The following is a 19,705-nucleotide window of genomic DNA, read 5'->3' as shown; positions in this document are numbered from 1 at the left end:
GAAAGGGTGCTCATGGCGGCGCCGACAGCAAACGCGAAGTCCCGGCTGGCGCTCCGGCTGAAGTCGCTGCGGACCGAGACCGACGGCGCCGCGCTGACCCAGAGCCAGCTCGCCAAGGCCCTCGGCGTCAGCCCGCCGCTCATCTCCTCGTGGGAGTCGCCCGGCAAGCCCGACCTGCCGCCGACCGGCAGGATCAGCTCCTATGCGCGGCTGTTCTGCACCGCGCGCTCCTTCGACGGCGGCCGCGTCCGGCTGCTCGTCGAGGACGAGCTCGACCCCGACGAGCAGGCCCGCCGCCGCGAGATCGAGGAGGAGCTGCTCGCCCTCCGCGACGCCGCCAACGGCACCCCAGCCCCCGTCCGGCACGCCGACGAGGACCTGCGCCGGCTGCACAGCGGGCCGCTCTTCTTCGCCGACGGCCGCCCGATCACCATCGTGTGCGCCCGGCTGCCACCCGAGTTCCGGCGCAACATGCCGTATGTCGACCCGGCCGAGCCCGACTACACCGAGTCCTACACGTATGCCGACCTCGACACCCTCCTCGAGCTGCACGGCCACATCCGCGCCGCCAACCCGCTCAGCGCCATCCACATCCGCGCCGACGACGCCCTGTCCGCCGACGACCTCACCACCCACCTGGTCCTGCTCGGCGGCGTCGACTGGAACTTCCTCACCCGCACCCTGCTCACCCGCCTCGACGTGCCCGTCGCGCAGCGCGACCGGCTCGGCGACGACGAGACCGGCGCCGCGTTCCAGGTGCGCTCCGGCGACGACGTGCAGGTCTTCGCCCCGACCCTCGTCGACGGCCAGCTCGTCGAGGACGTCGCGCACTTCCACCGCGCGCCCAACCCCTACAACCGGCTCCGCACCGTCACCATCTTCAACGGCATGTTCGGCCGGGGGACCTACGGCGCGGTGCGCTCGTTGACCGACGTGAGGTTCCGCGACCGCAACGGTGGGTACCTCGCAACCCGGTTCGCGTCCCGCGATACCTTCAGCATCCTCACGTCGGTGCAGATCGTCAGAGGGGAAGTCTTGACACCTGACTGGACGGACCCCGGGACCCGGCTGCACGAGTGGCCGGAGTCCAGGGAGCTCACGGAGTGACCCGAGGGCCGCAGCCGGTCCCACCGCGGGTGCACGCGCACCACGCGTCGCACACGCGACTGCTCAGCACCGCCACCGTCCGCTCCACCAGGCCCGCCGGCGTCAACGCCGTCATCGTGCCGACCGCCCGGCCGTTCGGGTATCTCCGCGACGCCGCCGAGCTCGTCAAAGACCTCAACTGCCAGCTCATCGTGCTGTGCAGCAAATGGGCCGACGCCGGCCGGGCCCTCGACCTCGCCGCCGACGTCGGCGTCCGGGCCGTCACCGTCGACGTCGAGCACGACCAGCCGCGCCTGCCCGACCTGCGCACCTCGTCCATGCTCACCGAGAAGGGGTGGCGGCGCTTCTCCCGCAGGACCGACACCAGCCTCAAGCGCAACGTCGGCCTGGCGCTGGCCCGCATGGTCGGCTGGCGCTTCGTGCTCTTCCTCGACGACGACATCCGCGTCGAGGAGCCCGGCGACATCTGGGACGCCGCCGGGCTCGCCGAGACCCACGCCGCCGTCGGCCTCGTCAACCACGGCTTCCCCGACAACTCGGTCGTCTGCCACGCGCACCGCCGCACCGGCGGCATCCAGGGCACCTTCGTCGGCGGCGGCGCGCTCGTCGTCCAGGTCAACCGCACCACCTCGTTCTTCCCCAACATCTACAACGAGGACTGGTTCTTCCTGCTCAACGGCCACGGCATCGACCCCGTCACCATGGTCGGCAAGGTCACCCAGAAGGAATACGACCCCTTCCGCGACACCGTCCGCGCCCGCGGCGAGGAGTTCGGCGACACCCTCGCCGAAGGCGTCTACGCCCTGCTGGACGACGGCAAGACCATCGACGCCGCCGACGCCGGCTACTGGGCCTCCTACCTCCAGGTCCGCCGCGACTTCATCCAGCAGGTCCTCGAACGCCTGCCCCGCGCCGCCGTCGCCGACGAGGCCGAACGCCGGCGGATGGCCGCCGCCCTCGCCGGCGCGCACGGCCGCAGCCTCACCATCACCCCGGACCTGTGCGTCGACTATCTGCACGCCTGGGCCGCCGACCGCCGCCACTGGCAGTCCTGGCTCGGCAAACTCCCGCACAAGCCGTCGGCCGAGGCAGCGCTGCGCTACCTCGGCCTCAAGCCCCACGTCGCCTGACCCTCAGCTCAGCATCGCCAGACCAGCGACGTGCTGTTCTCCATCCGCCCCCTGCCGTAGATGGTGCGGTTTCCCGCGCTCACGACCTCGACGTCCGTGACCGACGGCGGCAGCGGCAGCGCCTCCGTCACGCCGTCGTGCCAGACCGTCGGGGCGAAGACGCCCCTGGCCTGCCGGACGATGCCTGCCAGGCGGCCACCGGCCAGCGCGAAGCCGGGGTCGAAGGCGCCGAGATCGACGAACTCCTGGGTGCGGATGTTGTAGCGGAACCCGTTGAGGTCGTTCGCCGCCTCGTAGTTGCCGAACGCCCAGTCCCCGGCGGCGCCGTTGAAGTTGCTGTGGAGGCGCTCCAGGCGCTCGACGGTCCCGTCCGGCCGCCAGACGACACCGATGAAACCACTGCCCGGGACGACCGCGCCGCCGACGACCACGCCGTCGTCGAGGACAGTGCCCGACGCTTCCCCCGCGCCCGGCAGGGTCAGCAGCCGATACGTCCCGGGCGCCGACGCCGGCCACAGCAACAGGTCGTTGATCACCGGTTGGGCGTCGCTCGTCCCCGACCGCTGCAACCAACCGGTGACGTCGCCGGCGGCGTTGACCGACCAGGGCCGCACCCGGAGCGCCCCCGCTGGTGCTGGCAGGGTCGTCACCTGGCCGTTCTCATATCGCCAGCCGACATCGTGGTCGGCGTCCAAGGACGTGGAGCCGATGAGCACTCCGCCCGCGCCGACCCGCTGCGGGGACGGATCGGCGCCGGGGAGACCGGTGATCTCCTGTGCGGGGCCGTTGCCGCGTTGCATGCGGATCGGGCCGCCCGGCGACCACGAGACCACGATCTCGCCGGTCGGGTCCACCAGGTACCGCTGCTGCGACGGAAGCGTCTGGACGGTGCAGTCCCAGTCCTTCTTCGGCGGCTTCTCCGGACGGGGAGCGGGCGGTCTGTTCACCGCCATGGCCACGCCCGTTGCCGCGATCAGGACCGCCGCGGCCACCGCCGTCGCTGCCAGAGCCTTGTTGCGGGTCTCGCGGCGGCGCCCGGTCCGTAGCGCGGCATCCAGATCCACACTGGACGGCGGCATGCTGTCTTCGTCGAAGTCGATGGTTTTCAACAGGTCGCTCATGCCGTCCTCCCCGTGAAGGCGTCGTTGCCGAGGTGGCGGCGCAGGGCGGCCAGACCGTCGGAGGTCTGGCTCTTGACCGTGCCCTCCGCGATGCCCAGCGTGACCGCCACCTCGGCGACCGGGAGGTCACACAGGAACCGCAGCACCAGCACCGCGCGCTGCCTGGCCGGAAGGGTCCGCAGCGCGGCCCGCACCGTCATCGCCTCGTCGACGGCCGGCCCCGTGACCGGTCGTTCCGGAAGCGTGGCGGTGAGCCGCACCCGCGCCCAGGGTTTGCGCTCCTCCCGCAGGAACGTCCTGAGCAGCATCTTCCGCACGTACGCGTCGACGTGCTCGACCCTGCCGACGTGCTTCCAGCGCGTGTACAGGTCCGCCGCCGTGCTCTGCACGATGTCGTCGCCGCGGTGGAAGTCGCCGGTCAGCAACGCCGCCAGGCGACGCAGCTGCGGCATCCGCAACCGCAGATATTCCACGTACTCGCGTTCCAGTTCCTCACGCACGTGACCTCCTCGGCATCTGAAGGCTTGCAGCGGTGCGTCAGGTTGGGACACAGGAGTAAAAATCCGCGTCACGTGGTATGCCAGAGGCACGGCTACGGCTTCGGAGGTGGACGGCCATGGGCAAGGACGTCGAAACGACCGAGTTCAGCCGCGAGGACCGTATGCGCTATCGCGACAAGGTGCGCCAATGTCTCGACGCGTTCGCGAGGATGCTCTCCGACGCGCACTTCGAGGACGGCGAAGGCATGAGCGGCCTCGAGATCGAGCTCAACCTCGTCGACGAGCAGCACGACCCGGCGCTGCGCAACCAGCGGGTCCTCGACGCGCTCGCCGACCCGGCGTTCGTCACCGAGCTCGGCCAGTTCAACATCGAGATCAACGTCCCGCCGCGGCGCCTCGCGGGCGACGGGCTCGCCGGCTTCGAGGACCAGGTCCGCGCCAGCCTCAACGCCGCCGAGGAGCACGCCGCGAGCGTCGACACCCGGCTCGCGATGATCGGCATCCTGCCGACGCTGCGCCGCGACCTGCTCACCCCCGACGTCCTGTCCGCGAACCCGCGCTACGCGCTGCTCAACGAGCAGATCTTCGCGGCCCGCGGCGAGGACCTCCTCATCGCCATCGACGGCGTCGAGCGCCTGCACGTCCGCTGCGACTCGATCGCCCCCGAGGCGGCCTGCACCAGCGTCCAGTTCCACCTGCAGGTCAGCCCGCAGCAGTTCGCCGCGCACTGGAACGCGGCCCAGGCCATCGCCGGCGTCCAGGTCGCTCTCGGCGCCAACGCGCCCTTCCTCTTCGGCAGCGAGCTGTGGCGCGAGACCCGCATCCCGCTGTTCGAGCAGGCCACCGACACCCGCGCCGAGGAGCTCAAGTCGCAGGGGGTGCGCCCCCGCGTCTGGTTCGGCGAGCGCTGGATCACCTCGATCTTCGACCTCTTCGAGGAGAACGTCCGCTACTTCCCGTCGCTGCTGCCCATCTGCGAGGACGAGGACCCGATCGCCGTCCTCGACGGCGGCGGCGTCCCGAAGCTCGGCGAGCTCCGCCTGCACAACGGCACCGTGTACCGCTGGAACCGCCCCATCTACGACGTCGTCGACGGCAAGCCGCACGTGCGGGTCGAGAACCGGGTCCTCCCCGCCGGCCCGACCGTCGTGGACAGCATGGCCAACGCCGCGTTCTATTTCGGCCTCGTGCGCCGCCTCGCCGAGCAGGACCGCCCGGTCTGGACCCAGATGTCCTTCGGTGCCGCCGAGGAGAACTTCCACACCGCGGCCCGCCACGGCATCGACGCTTCCTTGTTCTGGCCCGGCCTCGGCGCGGTCCCCGTCACCGAGCTCGTCCTGCGCCGCCTGCTGCCCATGGCCCGCGAAGGCCTCGACGGGTGGGGCGTGGACCCCTCCCACCGCGACCGCCTGCTCGGCATCATCGAGCAACGCTGCCTGACCGCCCGCAACGGCGCCACCTGGCAGGTCGAGACCGTCCACCGCATCGCCGGCGCCGGCCAGATCGACCGCGACGACACCATGCGCAAGCTCCTTGAGGAATATCTCCCACGCATGCACTCCAACGTCCCGGTCCACGAATGGTGAAGCCGCCTCTGCGAATTTCTCACCTCGATGAGCCCGTCCACGAATGGTGATCGCACACTGGACCCCGTGACGAGTTCGGACGGGCAGCTGCGGGTCGCGGTCGACGGCGCGGTGGCGACGATGGTCATCGACAACCCCGGCAAGCGCAACGCGATGACCGCGGCCATGTGGCGGGCCGTGCCGGCGCTGCTGGAAGGGCTTGCCGCTGACCCGGCGGTCAAGGTCGTGGTCGTCGAGGGGGCGGGCGGCACCTTCTGCGCCGGTGCCGACATCGGCGACGCCGCGGCCATCGCCGCAGACGGGGAGGACAGCGTCGCCGTCCGGGCCGAGCTCGCCCTCGCGGCCTTTCCGAAGCCGACGATCGCGCGCATCGACGGGTTCTGTGTGGGCGGCGGATGCCAGCTGGCGGTCGCCTGCGACCTGCGGTTCGCCGCCGACGACAGCCGCTTCGGCATCACGCCGGCGAAGCTCGGCATCGTCTATCCGGCGTCGACGACCCGGCGGCTGGTCGCGCTCGTCGGCCCGGCCCGGGCCAAGCTGCTGCTCTTCACCGCAGAGCTGATCGACGCCGGAGCCGCCGAAAGGATCGGCCTTGTCGACGCCGTCGTCGCTCCTGGTCTCCTGGCCGCGTTGGTACGGGACACCGCCGCCACCATCGCTGCCCGCTCCCAGCGCAGTGTCCGAGCGGCCAAGTCCATCATCGACGGCCACGACCTCCCGCCGCGCCAGGACCCCGCCGAGATCGCGGAGGGCATCGCCGCCTTCAGGGAACGCCGCAGCCCTGCCTGGCCGGCCGAGGACATCGCAGACGCGTCGCAGGTCCGGTGAGGCCCCGACCGGCCGGACCCACGATCACACCGGCCGCGCGGGCGACCCCGTGCGGGCCGGCGAGGCGAGCACGGTCCCGGCCCCGCCGAAAGAATCGGCCTTGTCGACGCCGTTGAAGTGGACGATGCCGCGGATCGCCTCGGTGCCGATGTCAGGCATTGCGGAACACCCACACCCGCATCAGCACGAAGCGGAGCACCGTCGCGGTCAGGTTGGCGATCACGAGGACCAGCAGCTCCAGGGTCCGCGCCGTGGTGCCCACCAGGGCGAGGGAGCCCGACGTCAGCCCCAGGCCGAGCGCGAACAGCAGCAGGCCCTGCAGGTGGTGCCGCCCGGCGTGCGCGGCGCCCCGCACGGCGAAGGTCAGCCGCCGGTTGAGCGCCGTGTTGCCGACGGCGGTGATCAGCAGCGCCGCGAAGTTCGCCGCCTGCGCGCCGGCCAGCGGTCGCAGCAGCGCGAACAGCAGCAGGTACGCCGCCGTCGACACGACCCCGACCGCGGCGAAGCGCAGCAGCTGCGACGGCATCGCCGCCGGCACGCCCGCCGCCACGAGCGGCTCCCGGCCGAACTTCGAGCGCAGCGACTGCAGCGGCAGCGACCCGTTGAGCAGTCCCCGGCCCAGCCGGGCGATCCCGCGGAGGTCGGCGACGGCGGTGGAGACGATGTCGACGCGGCTGTCGGGGTCGTCGACCCAGTCGACCGGCACCTCGTGGATGCGCAGCCCGGCCCGCTGCGCCAGGACGAGCAGCTCGGTGTCGAAGAACCACCCGGTGTCCTCCACCAGCGGCAGCAGCTGCTCGGCGACGTCGGCGCGGATGGCCTTGAAGCCGCACTGCGCGTCGGAGAAGCCCACCTGCAACGTTCCGCGCAGCAGCAGGTTGTACGAGCGGGAGATGAACTGGCGCTTCGCGCCCCGCACGACCCGGGAGCCGGGCGCGAGCCTGGTGCCGATCGAGACGTCCGAGTGCCCGGACAGCAGCGGCGCGACCAGCGGCAGCAACGCGTTGAGGTCGGTGCTGAGGTCGACGTCCATGTAGGCCAGGACCTGCGCGTCGGAGCCGTCCCACGCGGCGCGCAGCGCCCGCCCGCGGCCCTTCTCGCTCAGGTGCAGCACCTCGACGCCGGGCAGTTCGCCGGCCAGGCCGGTGGCGACCGCGAGGGTCCCGTCGGTGCTGGCGTTGTCGGCGACCGTGACCCGAAAGGGATACGGGAACGTGGCCGTGAGGTGCGCGTGCAGCCGGCGCACGCACGGCCCGAGGTCGCGCTCCTCGTTGTACACGGGGACGACGACGTCCAGGACCGTGTTGACGGCCGGGGCGTCGGCGGTGGCTGCTGCGCGCGGGAACGTCGTTGTCGTCATGTCACCAAGGTCGGTTCCGTAGCTTCCGGCACCTTGTGGCGATCCTGTGCCCCGCCTGTGAAACGAAAAGGGCCGCCCCGATACCGGAGCGGCCCCTTTGCTCTCGGGACTACGACAGGTCGTACACGGTGATCCCGCCGACGGTCTGCGCGGTGTAGTTCGCCGCCACCCACGCGGCGATCTCCGCGCTGATGCTGCTGCCGCCGTTGCTGCGCCCGCCGACGCCGGCCCCGCCGATGAAGTAGTGGATCTTCCCGTCGGCGACGTACCGCTGGAACTGCGCGAGGCTCGGCGCGGGGTCGCTGCCGTTGAACCCGCCGATGGGCATCACCGGCAGTTCGGTCGCCAGCTGGTACCCGGAGGCGCTGTTGGACCCGACGGCCGCGCCGACCCAGGTGTACTGCGACGCGTTGTCCCGCAGCAGCGCCACCAGCTCGGCGCTGGGCGTGGTGGCGTTGAGCAGCCCACCCATGCCGCCACCACCCATGCCGCCGCCCCCGCCGCGCTGACCGCCACCGGGCATGGCACCGGGGCCGGGCATGGCACCGCCACCGGGCACGGCGCCGGGGCCGCCTGTGGTGCCGCCTGTGGTGCCGCCTGTGGTGCCGCCTGTGGTGCCGCCCGGTGCGAAGCCGCCGCCGTTGCGGAAGCCGCCGCCGCGGCCGCCGCCGAAGCCCGAACCGGCGACCGCCGGCCCCGCCGTGACGATGGATCCCGAGTGCGGCGTGGCGACCGTGTCCGCCGAATAGGCGACCGGACCGGCGAGCAGCGCGAACAGCGCCGCCGCCGCGGCCACGATCCCGGCCCGCTGGGCGAGCCGCGCCCCGAACCGCTGGCCGACCAGCAGCACCACCGCGCCGGCGGCGCCGGCCAGCAGGACCGCGATCCGCAGCCACGGGTGGAAGTCGGTGGCGCGGGAGAGCAGGACGTAGGACCAGACCGCGCTGACCGCGACCGTCGCGGCCAGGGTGAGCAGCGCGAAGAGGTCCCTGCGCCGGCGCCACAGCGTGCCCGTGCCCATCGCGACCAGCGCACCGATCGCCGGCGCCAGGGCCACCGTGTAGTAGTCGTGGAAGATGCCCTGCATGGTGCTGAAGACGACGGCGGTCACCACCAGCCAGCCGCCCCACAGGACGTAGGCCGCCTTTCTCGTCGACCAGACCAGGCCCGCGACCAGGAAGATCAGCGCCGCCGGCAGCAGCCACGAAGCCTGCCCGCCGGTCTGCCCGTCGAAGAGCCGCGACCAGCCGGTCTGGCCCCACCCGCCGCCGTTGCCACCACCACCACCACCACCGCCTCCTCCGACGCTGCCGGTCTCGTTGCCCGTGATCCTGCCGAGGCCGTTGTACCCGAGGGTGAGCTCCAGGATCGAGTTGGTCTGCGAGCCGCCGACGTACGGCCGCCACGACGCGGGCGTCAGCTCGACGACCGCCACCCACCAGCCCGCGGAGGCGACGAGCGCCGCGCCGGCGATCAGCAGCTGGACGAGCCGCCGCCCCCACCCGGTCGGCGCGAACAGCAGGTACGCCAGTGCGAACGCCGGCACCACCAGCAGCGCCTGCAGCATCTTGGTCAGGAAGCCGAAGCCGACACTGCTCGCGGCGAACACCAGCCACCACGTGCTGCCCCGCTCCAGCGCCCGCACCATGCCGTACACGCCGGCGACGAGCAGCAGCATGAGCAGCGCGTCAGGATTGTTGAACCGGAACATCAGCGTGGCGATCGGCGTGGTCGCGAGCACCGCCCCGGCGAGCAGCCCGGCCGCCGGCCCGTGCCACCGGCGGACCGTCAGGTACAGCACCCAGACGGTCGCCACCCCGATCAGCGCCTGCGGCACCAGAATGCTCCACGAGCTGAGCCCGAAGATCCGCACCGACAGCCCGGTCACCCACAGCGCGGCGGGGGTCTTGTCGACGGTGATGAAGTTCGACGCGTCCGACGAGCCGAAGAACCACGCCTTCCAGCTCTGCGACCCGGCCTGCGCCGCCGCCGCGTAGAACGCGTTGCCCCACCCCGACGCGCCGAGGTTCCACACGTACGCCACCAGCGTCCCGGCGAGCAGCACCCCCAGCGCGGGCCGCACCCACACCGGGTCCCGCGGCGGCGACTCTGTGGGCGCATCGGCAGTGGCATCGGGCCGGGCAAGCGTCGTCGTCATGCCCCGAGACTGCGACCCGCCCCTGCCAGCACCTTGCACCTCACCTGTGCGCCACCTGTGAGTCCGGCGCGCTACCGGGGCAACGGGACCTCCGACCAGACGGCGGACGGGCCGGGGGCGGTGGCGAAGTCGTAGCGGGCGCCGGTGGGGGAGAGGGCGACCAGGGTGGCGGAGCCCGAGCCGTACTCCAGGCCGTCGAACTCACGGTGCACGATCAGCGGGCGCGGGGCGGCGCCGGTGAAGGTGCCGCCGGACAGCAGCGGGACCCAGTCGCCCCAGGCGTCCTGGGTGGGGGTCCCGGGTCGCAGGGACGGGGTGGCGGCGGCGCGCAGCGGGGCGAAGTCGTTGACGTCGACGCCCTGGTTGACGATCACGTGGTCGCCCGGGGGAAGGGCCTGTTCGGTGAGTTCCGCGCCGTTCCAGGACAGGACGGTGACGGCGGTGGGCGTCGCGCGCACCAGATGGAAGGCGTCGAACCCGGAGAAGTCCGCCGGCAAGGGGTCGAGCGCCAGGGTGCCCCTGGTCGGGCGGTCGCCGAGGGGCGGCAGCGGCGGGAAGCCGTTGAGCAGCGCGGCGACGGAAGGGGCGACCGGGTCGACGGCCAGCCAGGTGCCGCCGCCGGTGCTGTCGCGGCCCCCGAAGCGGCCGGGCCAGTGCTCGGCGGGCGGCTCCCAGGGGCGGGCCAGGTACTCGTCGCGGATCGCGGCCAGCAGGACGGGCCAGGTGGCGGCGGGGTCGAAGCGGAGGAGCACGGTGCACATGCGGGGAAAGGTTATGCCTGTCCGAGCTGCGGCACCCGTGCGGTCAGCCAGTCGGCGAACTCGTCGGCGGGCAGCGGCTTGGAGATGAAGTAGCCCTGGACCAGGTTGCAGCCTTCCTGACGCAGGTGGTCGAGGGTCTGTTCGTCCTCGACGCCTTCGGCGACGACCTCCAGGTCGAGGGCGTGTCCGAGTTGTACGGCGGAGCGCACGACCGCCCGGTCGCGGTGGTCGACGGCGATGCGCTGGACGAACGACTTGTCGATCTTCATCTCGTGGATGGGGAGCTCGCGGAGACGGCCGAGGGAGGAGTACCCGGTGCCGAAGTCGTCGATGGCGAGCTTGACGCCGAGCGCGTGGAGCCGGTCGAGGGTCACGAGGCTGCCGGCGGGATCGTCCATGATGCTGCTCTCGGTGATCTCCAGGGTGAGGGCGCTGGCCGGTACACCCGCCTGACCGAGCAGACGGGCGACGATGTCGGGCAGGTCGGCCTCCTGCAGGCTGTTGGGCGACAGGTTGACCGCGACGTGCATGTCGTGCCCCATGCGCCGCCACGAGGCGCAGCGGCGCAGCGCGACCTCCAGCACGTGCAGCGTCAGCGGCCGGATCAGGCCGGACGTCTCGGCGAGCGGGATGAACTCGTCCGGCGGGACGAAGCCGTGCGCGGGGTGGTGCCAGCGGGCGAGGGCCTCGGCGCCGCGGACGACGCCGGTGGCGGTCTCCAGTTTCGGCTGGAAGACGACGACGAGGTCGTGGCGCTGGATGGCTTCCCGCAGGTCGGCGACCATGGCGAGGCGGCGGGGGCTGTTGCGGTCGTCGTCGGCCTGGTAGACGCGGACCCCGGTGCGGGTGGTCTTGGCGACGTACATGGCGACGTCGGCCCGCTGGATGAGGGTCTTCGCGTCGTGGCCGTGCTCGGGTGCGAGGGCGATGCCGATGCTGACGCGGGCGTTGAGGCGCAGGTGGCCGATGGCGATCGGCTGCTCCATGGCGGCGGCGAGGTCGTCGCCGATCGCCACGGCGACCTCCCGGGTGCGGATGCCGGGCAGCAGGACGGCGAACTCGTCGCCGCCGAAGCGGGCGACGGTGCCGCGGTCGCCGAGGCGGCCCTGGAGCCGGTCGCCGACCTGCCGCAGCAGCGTGTCGCCGATGTCGTGGCCGAGTGCGTCGTTGACGTCCTTGAAGCGGTCGAGGTCCATGAGCAGCATCGCGACCGGGGTGCCCTGGGAGCGCAGCGCGTCGGTGAGCGACTGGAAGCGCTGCCGGTTGGGCAGGCCGGTCAGCGGGTCGTACAGGGCCAGATGCTCCTTCTGCGCGACCTCCTGCCGCAGCTCGTCCAGGAGCCTGGCCTTGGTGAGGGAGAGGCTGGCGTGGTTGGCGAGGGCCTGGAACAGCCGGACGTGCCGATCGCCGAAGGTCGGGATGTCCGGGAGGCTGTCGGCGACGAAGAGCACGCCGGTGGCGCCGCCGCTGAGCGGCACAGGCACCGCGATGCCGTCGACGATGGATCCGACGACGCGGCTGCCCTTGGCGACCAGGACCGGGGTGCCGGTGCGGGCGGGCTGCCACCACGCCGTCTCGGGCAGGGCGTCGACGACGGTGGTGTCGAGCTGGTGCCGGCCGTGCATCCGCATCCGGATCTGGGTGCCGTCCGGCCCGGGCATGATCAGTTCGGCGCGTTCGGCGCGGAGCTGGTCGCGGGCCTGCTCGAGCACGATCCGGGCGACGCCGCCGGTGTCCAGGACACCGTCGAGGGACCGGGTGAAGGCGTAGAGGTCCTCGACCTGCGCGTGGCCCTGGCTCTGGCTGACGTAGGAGCGGTACGCCAGGTACGTGACCGCCGAGACGATCGCGAGCAGGGCGATCGACCGCGGGTCGCGGTCGATGGCGAGGGTGCTGATCAGGCCGATGCTGGTGGTGATCGTGACGAGCGGCAGGCCCTGCAGCGCGCTCGGCAGGCGCTTCCACTCGCTCGGGTCGTCGTGCAGCGCGATGACGGCGGTGACGAGGACCGCGGCGACGACGTCGGAGAAGAGCATGACGATCAGGATGTAGAGCCACTGCACCGGGCCGACGTCGGTTGGTGCCGGGCCGGCGAGGGCGCGCAGCATCACGGACGCGGCGGTGGTCTGCACGCCGAGGAGGGCGACGTTGAAGCCGAGCTTCACGCCGCGCTGGCCGCGCAGCACGACGAGGCCGAGGCCGCCGCCGAGGAGCCGGACGGCGAGCAGCAGGGTCGGGTCGACCGCGAGCAGACCGAGGACCATCGGGATCTCGCTGAGGCTCATCGCGTGGCCGCCGCGGCGGACCCGGATGTGCACCGCGAAACCCTCGGTGACCGCGAACGCGGCCCCGAGCAGGATCAGCGGCAGGGCATCGGGGTCCGACGGCAGTCCGCCGTGCTGGACGCGCAGGCCGTGCGCCGCGATGGTGGCGACGCCCAACCAGAGGCTGAGCGCCGCCACCCGTGCGTCCGGGCGCTTCCACGCAGGTGCTTTCTTCATGACCGTCCCGGAATCGCCCTTTGCCCGAGGGTTTCTGCCTTCGTGCCGGTTACTGCCAGACGGCGTCTGACCAGTAGCTTCCACTCCAAGTTCGGCCGCTCCACGTGCTACCTGACCAAGTTCGGCCACTCCATGTGCGGCCGTCCCACACTGCGCCGCTCCAGGTGCGCCCGCTCCAGGTGCGCCCGGCCCAGCTGTTGCCGGACCAGCCGACCGCGACCCAGCTGCGCCCGGTCGTGGTGTTGCCGCCCAGCGAGGTGCCCGTCCAGGTCGCGCCGTTCCAGGTGCCGCCGGTCCACGCGGTGCCGGCGGTCGCCGACCTCGCCCAGTTCGCGGCGGTCCACGGCCGGCCCATGATGTCCTTCTCGCCGGTCAGTTCGGCCCCGGTGACCGGGTCCGCCACGTGTGCGGAGCCCCGGGAGGCCTCCAGGGTGCCCGTGCCGGTCGTCGACGCCCACGTCTGCGTCGCGTTGGTGGGGGTCGGCGCCTCGATCGCCTTCTTGATGTTGAGCTGGCCGGAGCCCCGGCCGAGGACGTCCCCGGCGCTCATCGTGTCGGCGGTGCTCACGAGGAGCTTTTTGACCTGGTCGGGGGTCAGGCCGGGCCGCTGCTGCAGCAGGAGCGCCGCGGCACCGGACGTGATGGCCGCGGCCTGCGAGCTGCCGCTGCCCCGGAAGTACCGGCCGGTCGTGTCGCCGGGGACGAGCCCGGTGGGGTAGTTGACGTCGACGTAGGCGCCCGGGTCCCGCAGGCCGACGATCGAGCGACCGGGTGCGGTCAGGTCGGCGGTCCGGGTGGTGTTTCCGCGGGTACTGAAGTCGGCCAGGACATCGTCGGACCGGGAGTCGGTGCCCTTCGAGTCGGCGGCGCCGACCGCGATGACATACGGGTTGGCCGCCGGCATCGACAGCGCGGTGCGGGTCTTGCCGTCGTTGCCGGCGGAGACCACGACCGTGATGCCCTTCTTCCAGGCCGCCTCGACCGCGTGCGACAGCGGGTCGAGCTTCGCGTCCTGGTAGCTGTCCGTGCCGAAGGACAGGTTCAGTACCTTGATGTTCAGGCCCGGGTCGTTGCGGTGCGTGACGACCCAGTCGATGCCGGCGATGACCTGCGAGACGTCGGTGGCGCCGTCGGCGGTGGCGACCTTGACGCTGATCAGCGTCGAGGTGGGTGCCATGCCGGTGAAGTTGGTCGGCGAGTCGACGGTCCGGAAGTTGGTGCCCGGGTCGCGGCCGGCGATCAGCCCGGCCATGTGCGTGCCGTGCCCGAACGTGTCGACGTAGCGCAGGTTGGCCGCCTGCGACTCGAACGACAGGTCGGGGCCGTTGATGATCCGGGCCGGATCGTTGAGGCCCACGACCGGCGTGACGCCGGAGTCGATCAGGGCGATGCCGACGCCGGTGCCGCCGATCGGCCTGCCACCGGCGTCGTCCGTCTTCCACACGTCCAGCGCGCCGGTCGCGCGCACGACGCTGAACATCGAGTTGGCGTCGCCGTCGGCGCGCCATCGCTCGGCCTGGAGGGCCACCTCGCCGTCAATGGTCACGGACCGCACGCCTGGTGCGGCCCTCAGCGCGGACAGTTGCGTATCCGGTATCTCGGCCGTGAAGCTCTCCACGATCGACAGGGCCCGGCCGACCGTCCCGCCGGCGCGGCCGACCGCACGGGCGGCCGCGCCGGCGTCGTCATAGGCGACGATGACGCGGGTCATATGGTCGGCGGCCGACACCGTCGGTGGCGCGGCGGCTGCCGGCACGCTCGGGACGGCCACACCCGCGATCGTGACGATCGCTGCTGCGGCGGCACCCAGTGCGCTCCGGTGACTGCTTGGCATTCGGTCCCCTTCCATGGGTCGACGACTCGCCGTGATCCATGGTTCAGCAGCCCGTAGCGCAGCGTTGTCACCAGGTCGGACACTCTTCGCTGATCAGACCTTACGCAGAGTGCCGCCCGTCACGTTGTGAGGTCGAACAGCATGCAGCTCGACGTGGCGTGCGCGACCATCCCGCCGCGCGAGTCGGTGATCACGGCCTGTGCGAGGGCGGTCCGCCGGCCCTTGGACAGCACGGTTCCCTCGCAGGTCAGCGTGCCGGAGGCGATCGACGCGGGGCGCAGGAACTTCGTCGTGAGGTCGAGGGAGGTGTACCCGACGCCGACCGGCAACGTCGAGTGCACGGCGCAGGCCGCGGCCGTGTCGAGCAGTGTCGCCAGGACGCCGCCGTGCACGCTGCCCAGCGGGTTGTAGTGGAACTCCTGCGGCTCCAGCGTGACGACGACCCTGCCCGCTTCGGCCTCGATCCGCCCGGCGCCCAGCAGGTGCGTGATCGGCGGGGCGGGCAGCTCGCCGCGGGCCATCGCCTGGAGCAGCTCCAGGCCGCTGCGCCGGCCGACCTCGGCCGCGTTGAGCATCGGGTCGGACCAGGTGAACGTGCGGCTACGGAGCTCGTCCTGAGTCTGCGTCATGGACGCAGCCTGGTTGACCCGGCCTGGATCTGTCAACCAGACCCAGGTGCGGTTAGCCTGGCGGCATGAGCGGGCAGCGGAGCGGCTCGGGCCGCTCATCATGTGACAGTTCTGGCTCAGGTCGACGCCGGAGCGCAGCGGAGGTGGCGGCGTGAGCGGGCAGCGGAGCGGCTTGGCCCGCTCATCATGTGACAGTTCTGGCTCAGGTCGACGCCGGAGCGCAGCGGAGGTGGCGGCATGAGGCCAGCAGCATTGGAGTGGTCGGTCGACAACTGCACCATCGGCGCGGCGATGGCGATCCTCGGCGAGAGGTGGACCGTCGTGGTGCTGCGTGAGGTCTTCAACGGCATCCACCGCTTCGACGACATGCGGGAGCGCACCGGCATCCCCCGGCAGGTCCTCACCAACCGGCTCGGCATGCTCGTCGACAACGGCGTCCTGCGCCGGGTGCCCTACCGGGAGCCGGGCTCGCGGGCCCGCGACGAGTACCGGATCACCGAGAAGGGCTTCGATCTGTACCCGTTGCTGGTCGCCGTGCGGGAGTGGGGCGACCGCTACCTGGCCGGCCCGGAGGGTCCGCCGCTGGAGACGGTCCACCGCGACTGCGGCGCGCCCGTGCACGCGGTGCTGGTCTGCGAGTCCGGCCACGCCGAGGTGCCCCCGCGCGACGTCGTGCCCCGCCCGGGCCGCGGCGCCCGCCGCCGGCTAGCGGTCGCCGATCGCGGCCAGTGACGCATTCCACAGGCGGGCGGCACGCTTCGGCGAGGTCGAGCGGGGCGTCGCGGCGAAGGGCTGCCGCAGGAAGTAGTAGCCGCCCGGGACCAGGTCGTCGGTGGGGGCGTCGGCGAGCCACAGCAGGGTGTCCGTGGCCCGCTGCGGGGACGTGAACAGCACCGGGATCAGCTTGCCGAGCATGAAGAGCGGGCTGGTGGTGGCGAACCGGCTGCGCACCAGGCCCGGGAAGAACGCCACCGGCAGGATGCCCAGCTTCGTCCAGCGGTGGGCGGCCTCGACGGTGAACAGGACGTTGGCCTGCTTCGAGGAGCCGTAGGCGAGCCAGCGGCTGCGGTGCCACAGCGAGTCGCGCAGCGGCCGGTCGACGTCCAGCACGCCCCACGCCTCGGCCAGGGACGCGGTCGTGATCAGCCGGGCCGGTGCCTGGAGACGGTCGAGCAGCAGGTGCGCCAGTTCGAAGCCCGCCAGGTGGTTGACCTGCAGGCAGGCCGGGCCGCGGAACAGCCCGCCGGCGTTGTTGACGAGCACGTCGATCCGGTCGCAGGCGTCGCGGAGCCGGTCGGCGGCCTCCCGCACCTGGGCCGGGTCGGCGAAGTCGGCCCGGATCGCGGCCGGATCCGCCGCTCCGGCCTGCCTGACCGCCTCCAGGGCGGCCGCCAGGCGCCCTTCGTGCCGGCCGAGGAGGATGACCCGGTCGCCGGCGGCCGCGAACCGGCGCGCGGCGGCGAGGCCGATGCCCGCGCTGGCGCCCGTGACGACAACGGTCCGCGTCACGGTTTCGCTCGCAGGTGGACGGCGGCGGTGTGGACCAGCCAGGCGGACACGCCCACCAGGGCGGCGCGCTCCATCAGGCCCGTGAACAGGCCGCGGCCGAGGAGCAGGATGCCGATCGCGGACAGGATCAGCGGAGGGAAGGCCAGCAGCACCCCGAGCCGCCCCGCACGGCGCAGCGTCGTGTTGTCGGGTTGCGTGGCGTACACCAGGATCGCCGACGCGAGCAGGAGCAGCGCACCGATCGCCCCGGCGGCGTGGATCAGGTCCCGCGGCTGCGGTGTCTCATACGGCGGCAGCGGACACCCGGGCGAACACGTGACCGAGCCGGACAGCGCCGCGAGCGGGGCGGCCAGGGCGATCGCCGCCGCGGCCACCCCGGCCGGGACGCACCGCAGCGCGGGAAACCCGTGCCGGGCGGTGTGCCGGGCCGGCACCGCCAGGAACGCCAGGGACGCCGCCAGGAGCAGCATGCTGACCCGGTAGAGCGTCGGGTGGGGTGCGCCGGCGACGCCGGACTCGCTCACATAGCGCCACGGCGCCGAGCCGGCGACGGAGAAGGCCAGCCCGGTCGCGCCGATCGCCGCGGTCGCGGTGGCGGCACCGGCGCACCAGCGGCGGGGGGAGGGCACCGGCCAAGCCTACGACGCAGTGGTGCGCGTGACGTCATTTCCATATTACGTCCATATACCTCCAGGGGGTATATGGGCAATCGACCAACATGTTTCGATGATGTGTCGATCTGCGAAAACGGTGAGTCTCGATGGCCCCGGGGTCTTCTCCCCATCCCGCAGACGCCCTACCGTCTGCATATGGATCTGGAGCTGCGGCATCTGCGGGTCGTATGCGCGATCGCGGACGCCGGCAGTGTCACCAAGGCCGCCTCCGTGCTCGGGCTCGCGCAGCCGGCGCTGACCGCACAGCTGCAGCGCATCGAGCGGGCCCTCGGCGGGCTGCTGTTCGAGCGGGACCGGCGCGGGGCGCGGGCGACACCGCTGGGCGAGCTGGTCCTGGCGCGGGCGCGGGTGCTGCTGCCGGCGGTGAAGGGCCTGCAGGACGAGGCGACCCGGCTGGCCAGCACGAAGGACCGCGCGGGGCGGTACCGGATCGGCGCGGTCAACGGCCCGATCCTCGGCGGCCTGGTCCACCGCATCAGCAGCAACCATCCCGGTGCCCAGGTCAGCACGCACGCGTCGTGGTCCGCCTCGGAGCTTGGCGACCAGGTCCTCGCCGGCAAGCTGGACTTCGTCCTGGTGGGCGCCTGCGGCGACGCGCCGCCCGCGACCGACAACGGGCTCGCCTGGCGGGTCGTGGCCGCGGATCCGGTGTTCCTGCTGCTGCCGGAGGGGCACCGCCTCGCCGACCGTGACGAGGTCGACCTGGCCGAGCTCGCCGATGCCCAGTGGGTCGCCGCGCCCGGCGACGGCTGCTTCTCCTCGTGCCATGCGGCGGCCTGCGCCCGGGCCGGCTTCACGCCGAAGGTGCTCTTCGAGACCGAGGTCCGCGGCGCGATCGACCTCATCGAGTCCGGCGACGCGGTCGGGCTGTGCCAGGCGACGCTCCGGCCGATGGCGGGCCTGGCCGCGGTGCCGATCCAGGGTGCGCCGCTGCACTGGCGGCAGATGCTCGGCTGGCTGCCCGCCGGTCCCGCCGCGGACGTCGCGGGGCAGGTCTGGGCGTATGCGATCGAGGCGTACGCCGACGCGGTGCGCAAGAACGACCGGTACACGGCCTGGCTGGGCCGCCACCCCGACAGAAGAGGGCTGGCCCTGTAGGACCAGCCCTCTTACGGTTTCGCCTGATCAGCCGGTGAAGGTCGCCGTGATCTGGGTGAACTGCCAGTTGTTCTGGGCGATGCCGCTGCAGTTGGACACGACGCCGCCGCCGGGGCAGGGGCGGTCGCGGTTGACGGACCAGAAGGCGAGCCGGGCGAGGTGCTTGGACTGTGCCCAGTCGCGGATCTGCTGCCAGTAGGCGACGGAGGTCAGTTCCTGCTGGTCGGAGAGGCCGTTCATGCCGGAGATGCCCATGTGCCGGTAGGCCTGGTCGTCGGTCCAGCCGAAGGCGGTCTTCAGCATGGTTTTGAGGCCTTCGGAGGCGCTGACGGTGCTGTTGTACATGTTGGCGCCGCCGCCGAAGTCGAACGGCATGATGGTGAAGACGTCGATGTTGGCGCCGGTGGACGCGGCCCGGTTGATGAGCTGCTGGGCGTAGTAGCCGGGGCCGGTCGTCGCGGTGCCGAACGTGATGATGGTCTTCAGGTTCGGGTTGTTCTGCTTGACGATTTTCAGGGCGTCGACGATCCGGTTGCGGACCGTGTCGTTCTCGAACTCGTCGGTGTTCTCGATGTCGATGTCGATCGCTTTGAGGTTGTAGGCGTTGATCACCGTCTGGTAGGCGTTGGCGAGGGCCTGCGGGGTGGAGCAGTTCGGGCCGAGTTTGTTGCCGCTCCAGCCGCCGAACGACGGGATGACGTCGCCGCCGCCGGCGCGGACCTGGTTGATGACGGTCTGGTCGACGCCGCCGGTCAGCGGGCGGCTGCCGTCCCATGCCGGGGTGCAGCCACCGCTGGAGAGCACGAACGCGAGCGTGAACCATCGGACACCGGTCGCTGACTGGATCGTCTGCGGGTTCGGCGGGTCACCCCACTGGTACAGGTACGGCGCGGCCTGCATCCCGCTCGG

Annotated in this window: 18 protein-coding genes; 6 read left to right on the top strand and 12 right to left on the bottom strand. The window is 72.0% G+C overall.

The genetic code is table 11. The features are described from left to right. Positions 1-12 precede the first annotated feature (12 nt). Together ABZS58_RS40725 and ABZS58_RS40720 are read left to right on the top strand one after the other, a co-directional pair. On the top strand, positions 13-1,107 hold the full coding sequence (locus ABZS58_RS40725; RefSeq protein WP_354789099.1) for a helix-turn-helix transcriptional regulator: 1,095 nt from the start codon (positions 13-15) through the stop codon (positions 1,105-1,107). Continuing rightward, complete coding sequence (locus tag ABZS58_RS40720; protein WP_354789097.1) at positions 1,104-2,237, top strand: hypothetical protein; 1,134 nt, start codon at positions 1,104-1,106, stop codon at positions 2,235-2,237. The genes ABZS58_RS40725 and ABZS58_RS40720 overlap by 4 nt, the downstream gene beginning before the upstream one ends. 8 nt (positions 2,238-2,245) lie before the next feature. Here ABZS58_RS40720 and ABZS58_RS40715 read toward each other — a convergent pair whose 3' ends face one another. Together ABZS58_RS40715 and ABZS58_RS40710 are read right to left on the bottom strand one after the other, a co-directional pair. After that, a complete protein-coding gene (locus tag ABZS58_RS40715; RefSeq protein ID WP_354789095.1) occupies positions 2,246-3,358 on the bottom strand; it encodes a hypothetical protein in 1,113 nt (370 codons plus the stop codon). After that, positions 3,355-3,858, bottom strand: coding sequence for a SigE family RNA polymerase sigma factor (locus ABZS58_RS40710; RefSeq protein ID WP_354789094.1), 504 nt, complete (start codon positions 3,856-3,858; stop codon positions 3,355-3,357). Before ABZS58_RS40710 ends, ABZS58_RS40715 begins: the two co-directional genes overlap by 4 nt. Before the next feature lie 116 nt (positions 3,859-3,974). Here ABZS58_RS40710 and ABZS58_RS40705 point away from each other — a divergent pair, with 116 nt between their 5' ends. After that, positions 3,975-5,444, top strand: a complete 1,470-nt coding sequence (locus tag ABZS58_RS40705) for a glutamate--cysteine ligase (protein ID WP_354789092.1) — start codon at positions 3,975-3,977, stop codon at positions 5,442-5,444. A 66-nt stretch (positions 5,445-5,510) separates the two neighbouring features. Then, positions 5,511-6,272, top strand: coding sequence for an enoyl-CoA hydratase-related protein (locus ABZS58_RS40700; RefSeq protein WP_354789091.1), 762 nt, complete (start codon positions 5,511-5,513; stop codon positions 6,270-6,272). Positions 6,273-6,296: 24 nt separating this feature from the next. Here the strand turns inward: ABZS58_RS40700 and ABZS58_RS40695 are convergent, their stop codons facing one another. From ABZS58_RS40695 to ABZS58_RS40665, 7 genes are all read right to left on the bottom strand, one after another. After that, entirely contained in the window at positions 6,297-6,431 is a 135-nt protein-coding gene (locus ABZS58_RS40695; RefSeq protein WP_354789089.1) for a hypothetical protein, read from the bottom strand. Beyond that, positions 6,424-7,632 (bottom strand): dolichyl-phosphate beta-glucosyltransferase, encoded by a 1,209-nt coding sequence (locus ABZS58_RS40690; RefSeq protein ID WP_354789088.1) that lies wholly within the window; start codon positions 7,630-7,632, stop codon positions 6,424-6,426. The genes ABZS58_RS40695 and ABZS58_RS40690 overlap by 8 nt, the downstream gene beginning before the upstream one ends. 109 nt (positions 7,633-7,741) lie before the next feature. Then, the gene (locus ABZS58_RS40685) at positions 7,742-9,790 is read right to left on the bottom strand and encodes a glycosyltransferase family 39 protein (RefSeq protein ID WP_354789087.1); all 2,049 of its coding nucleotides are present in this window, start codon (positions 9,788-9,790) and stop codon (positions 7,742-7,744) included. Between the two features lie 71 nt (positions 9,791-9,861). After that, positions 9,862-10,551 carry an NRDE family protein gene (locus ABZS58_RS40680; RefSeq protein WP_354789085.1) on the bottom strand — a complete coding sequence of 230 codons (690 nt, stop codon included), beginning with the start codon at positions 10,549-10,551 and terminating at the stop codon, positions 9,862-9,864. A gap of 11 nt (positions 10,552-10,562) precedes the next feature. Further along, complete coding sequence (locus ABZS58_RS40675) at positions 10,563-13,052, bottom strand: EAL domain-containing protein (protein WP_354789083.1); 2,490 nt, start codon at positions 13,050-13,052, stop codon at positions 10,563-10,565. A gap of 49 nt (positions 13,053-13,101) precedes the next feature. After that, positions 13,102-14,823 carry a S8 family serine peptidase gene (locus ABZS58_RS40670; RefSeq protein WP_354789081.1) on the bottom strand — a complete coding sequence of 574 codons (1,722 nt, stop codon included), beginning with the start codon at positions 14,821-14,823 and terminating at the stop codon, positions 13,102-13,104. 182 nt (positions 14,824-15,005) lie between these two features. Continuing rightward, positions 15,006-15,515: a PaaI family thioesterase gene (locus ABZS58_RS40665; protein WP_354789080.1), complete on the bottom strand. Its 510-nt coding sequence runs from the start codon at positions 15,513-15,515 to the stop codon at positions 15,006-15,008. 237 nt (positions 15,516-15,752) lie between these two features. On the opposite strand from ABZS58_RS40665, the gene ABZS58_RS40660 reads away from it, so the two are divergent. Beyond that, positions 15,753-16,247: a helix-turn-helix domain-containing protein gene (locus tag ABZS58_RS40660; protein ID WP_354789079.1), complete on the top strand. Its 495-nt coding sequence runs from the start codon at positions 15,753-15,755 to the stop codon at positions 16,245-16,247. Here ABZS58_RS40660 and ABZS58_RS40655 read toward each other — a convergent pair. Together ABZS58_RS40655 and ABZS58_RS40650 are read right to left on the bottom strand one after the other, a co-directional pair. Beyond that, positions 16,221-17,024, bottom strand: a complete 804-nt coding sequence (locus ABZS58_RS40655) for an SDR family NAD(P)-dependent oxidoreductase (RefSeq protein ID WP_354789078.1) — start codon at positions 17,022-17,024, stop codon at positions 16,221-16,223. The genes ABZS58_RS40660 and ABZS58_RS40655 overlap by 27 nt on opposite strands. Then, positions 17,021-17,653 carry a DUF998 domain-containing protein gene (locus ABZS58_RS40650; RefSeq protein ID WP_354789077.1) on the bottom strand — a complete coding sequence of 211 codons (633 nt, stop codon included), beginning with the start codon at positions 17,651-17,653 and terminating at the stop codon, positions 17,021-17,023. Before ABZS58_RS40650 ends, ABZS58_RS40655 begins: the two co-directional genes overlap by 4 nt. A 180-nt stretch (positions 17,654-17,833) precedes the next feature. Between ABZS58_RS40650 and ABZS58_RS40645 the strand changes: the two genes are divergently transcribed. Next, positions 17,834-18,796, top strand: a complete 963-nt coding sequence (locus ABZS58_RS40645) for a LysR family transcriptional regulator (RefSeq protein ID WP_354789076.1) — start codon at positions 17,834-17,836, stop codon at positions 18,794-18,796. Positions 18,797-18,823: 27 nt separating this feature from the next. Here the strand turns inward: ABZS58_RS40645 and ABZS58_RS40640 are convergent. Beyond that, on the bottom strand, positions 18,824-19,705 hold an 882-nt coding region (locus ABZS58_RS40640), incomplete at its 5' end, for a chitinase (protein ID WP_354789074.1).

The organism is Dactylosporangium sp. NPDC005555 (assembly GCF_040605635.1).
GTDB lineage: Bacteria > Actinomycetota > Actinomycetes > Mycobacteriales > Micromonosporaceae > Dactylosporangium.
Note: the sequence above shows the minus strand (reverse complement) of the source record. Positions and strands in the feature narration are given on the sequence as shown.

Coding starts and splice junctions, on each gene's coding strand:
- ABZS58_RS40695 (WP_354789089.1), bottom strand. CDS start 6,431: ATGCCTGACATCGGCACCGAGGCGATCCGCGGCATCGTCCACTTCAAC.
- ABZS58_RS40715 (WP_354789095.1), bottom strand. CDS start 3,358: ATGAGCGACCTGTTGAAAACCATCGACTTCGACGAAGACAGCATGCCG.
- ABZS58_RS40645 (WP_354789076.1), top strand. CDS start 17,834: ATGGATCTGGAGCTGCGGCATCTGCGGGTCGTATGCGCGATCGCGGAC.
- ABZS58_RS40665 (WP_354789080.1), bottom strand. CDS start 15,515: ATGACGCAGACTCAGGACGAGCTCCGTAGCCGCACGTTCACCTGGTCC.
- ABZS58_RS40725 (WP_354789099.1), top strand. CDS start 13: ATGGCGGCGCCGACAGCAAACGCGAAGTCCCGGCTGGCGCTCCGGCTG.
- ABZS58_RS40705 (WP_354789092.1), top strand. CDS start 3,975: ATGGGCAAGGACGTCGAAACGACCGAGTTCAGCCGCGAGGACCGTATG.
- ABZS58_RS40660 (WP_354789079.1), top strand. CDS start 15,753: ATGAGGCCAGCAGCATTGGAGTGGTCGGTCGACAACTGCACCATCGGC.
- ABZS58_RS40685 (WP_354789087.1), bottom strand. CDS start 9,790: ATGACGACGACGCTTGCCCGGCCCGATGCCACTGCCGATGCGCCCACA.
- ABZS58_RS40690 (WP_354789088.1), bottom strand. CDS start 7,632: ATGACGACAACGACGTTCCCGCGCGCAGCAGCCACCGCCGACGCCCCG.
- ABZS58_RS40680 (WP_354789085.1), bottom strand. CDS start 10,551: ATGTGCACCGTGCTCCTCCGCTTCGACCCCGCCGCCACCTGGCCCGTC.
- ABZS58_RS40675 (WP_354789083.1), bottom strand. CDS start 13,052: ATGAAGAAAGCACCTGCGTGGAAGCGCCCGGACGCACGGGTGGCGGCG.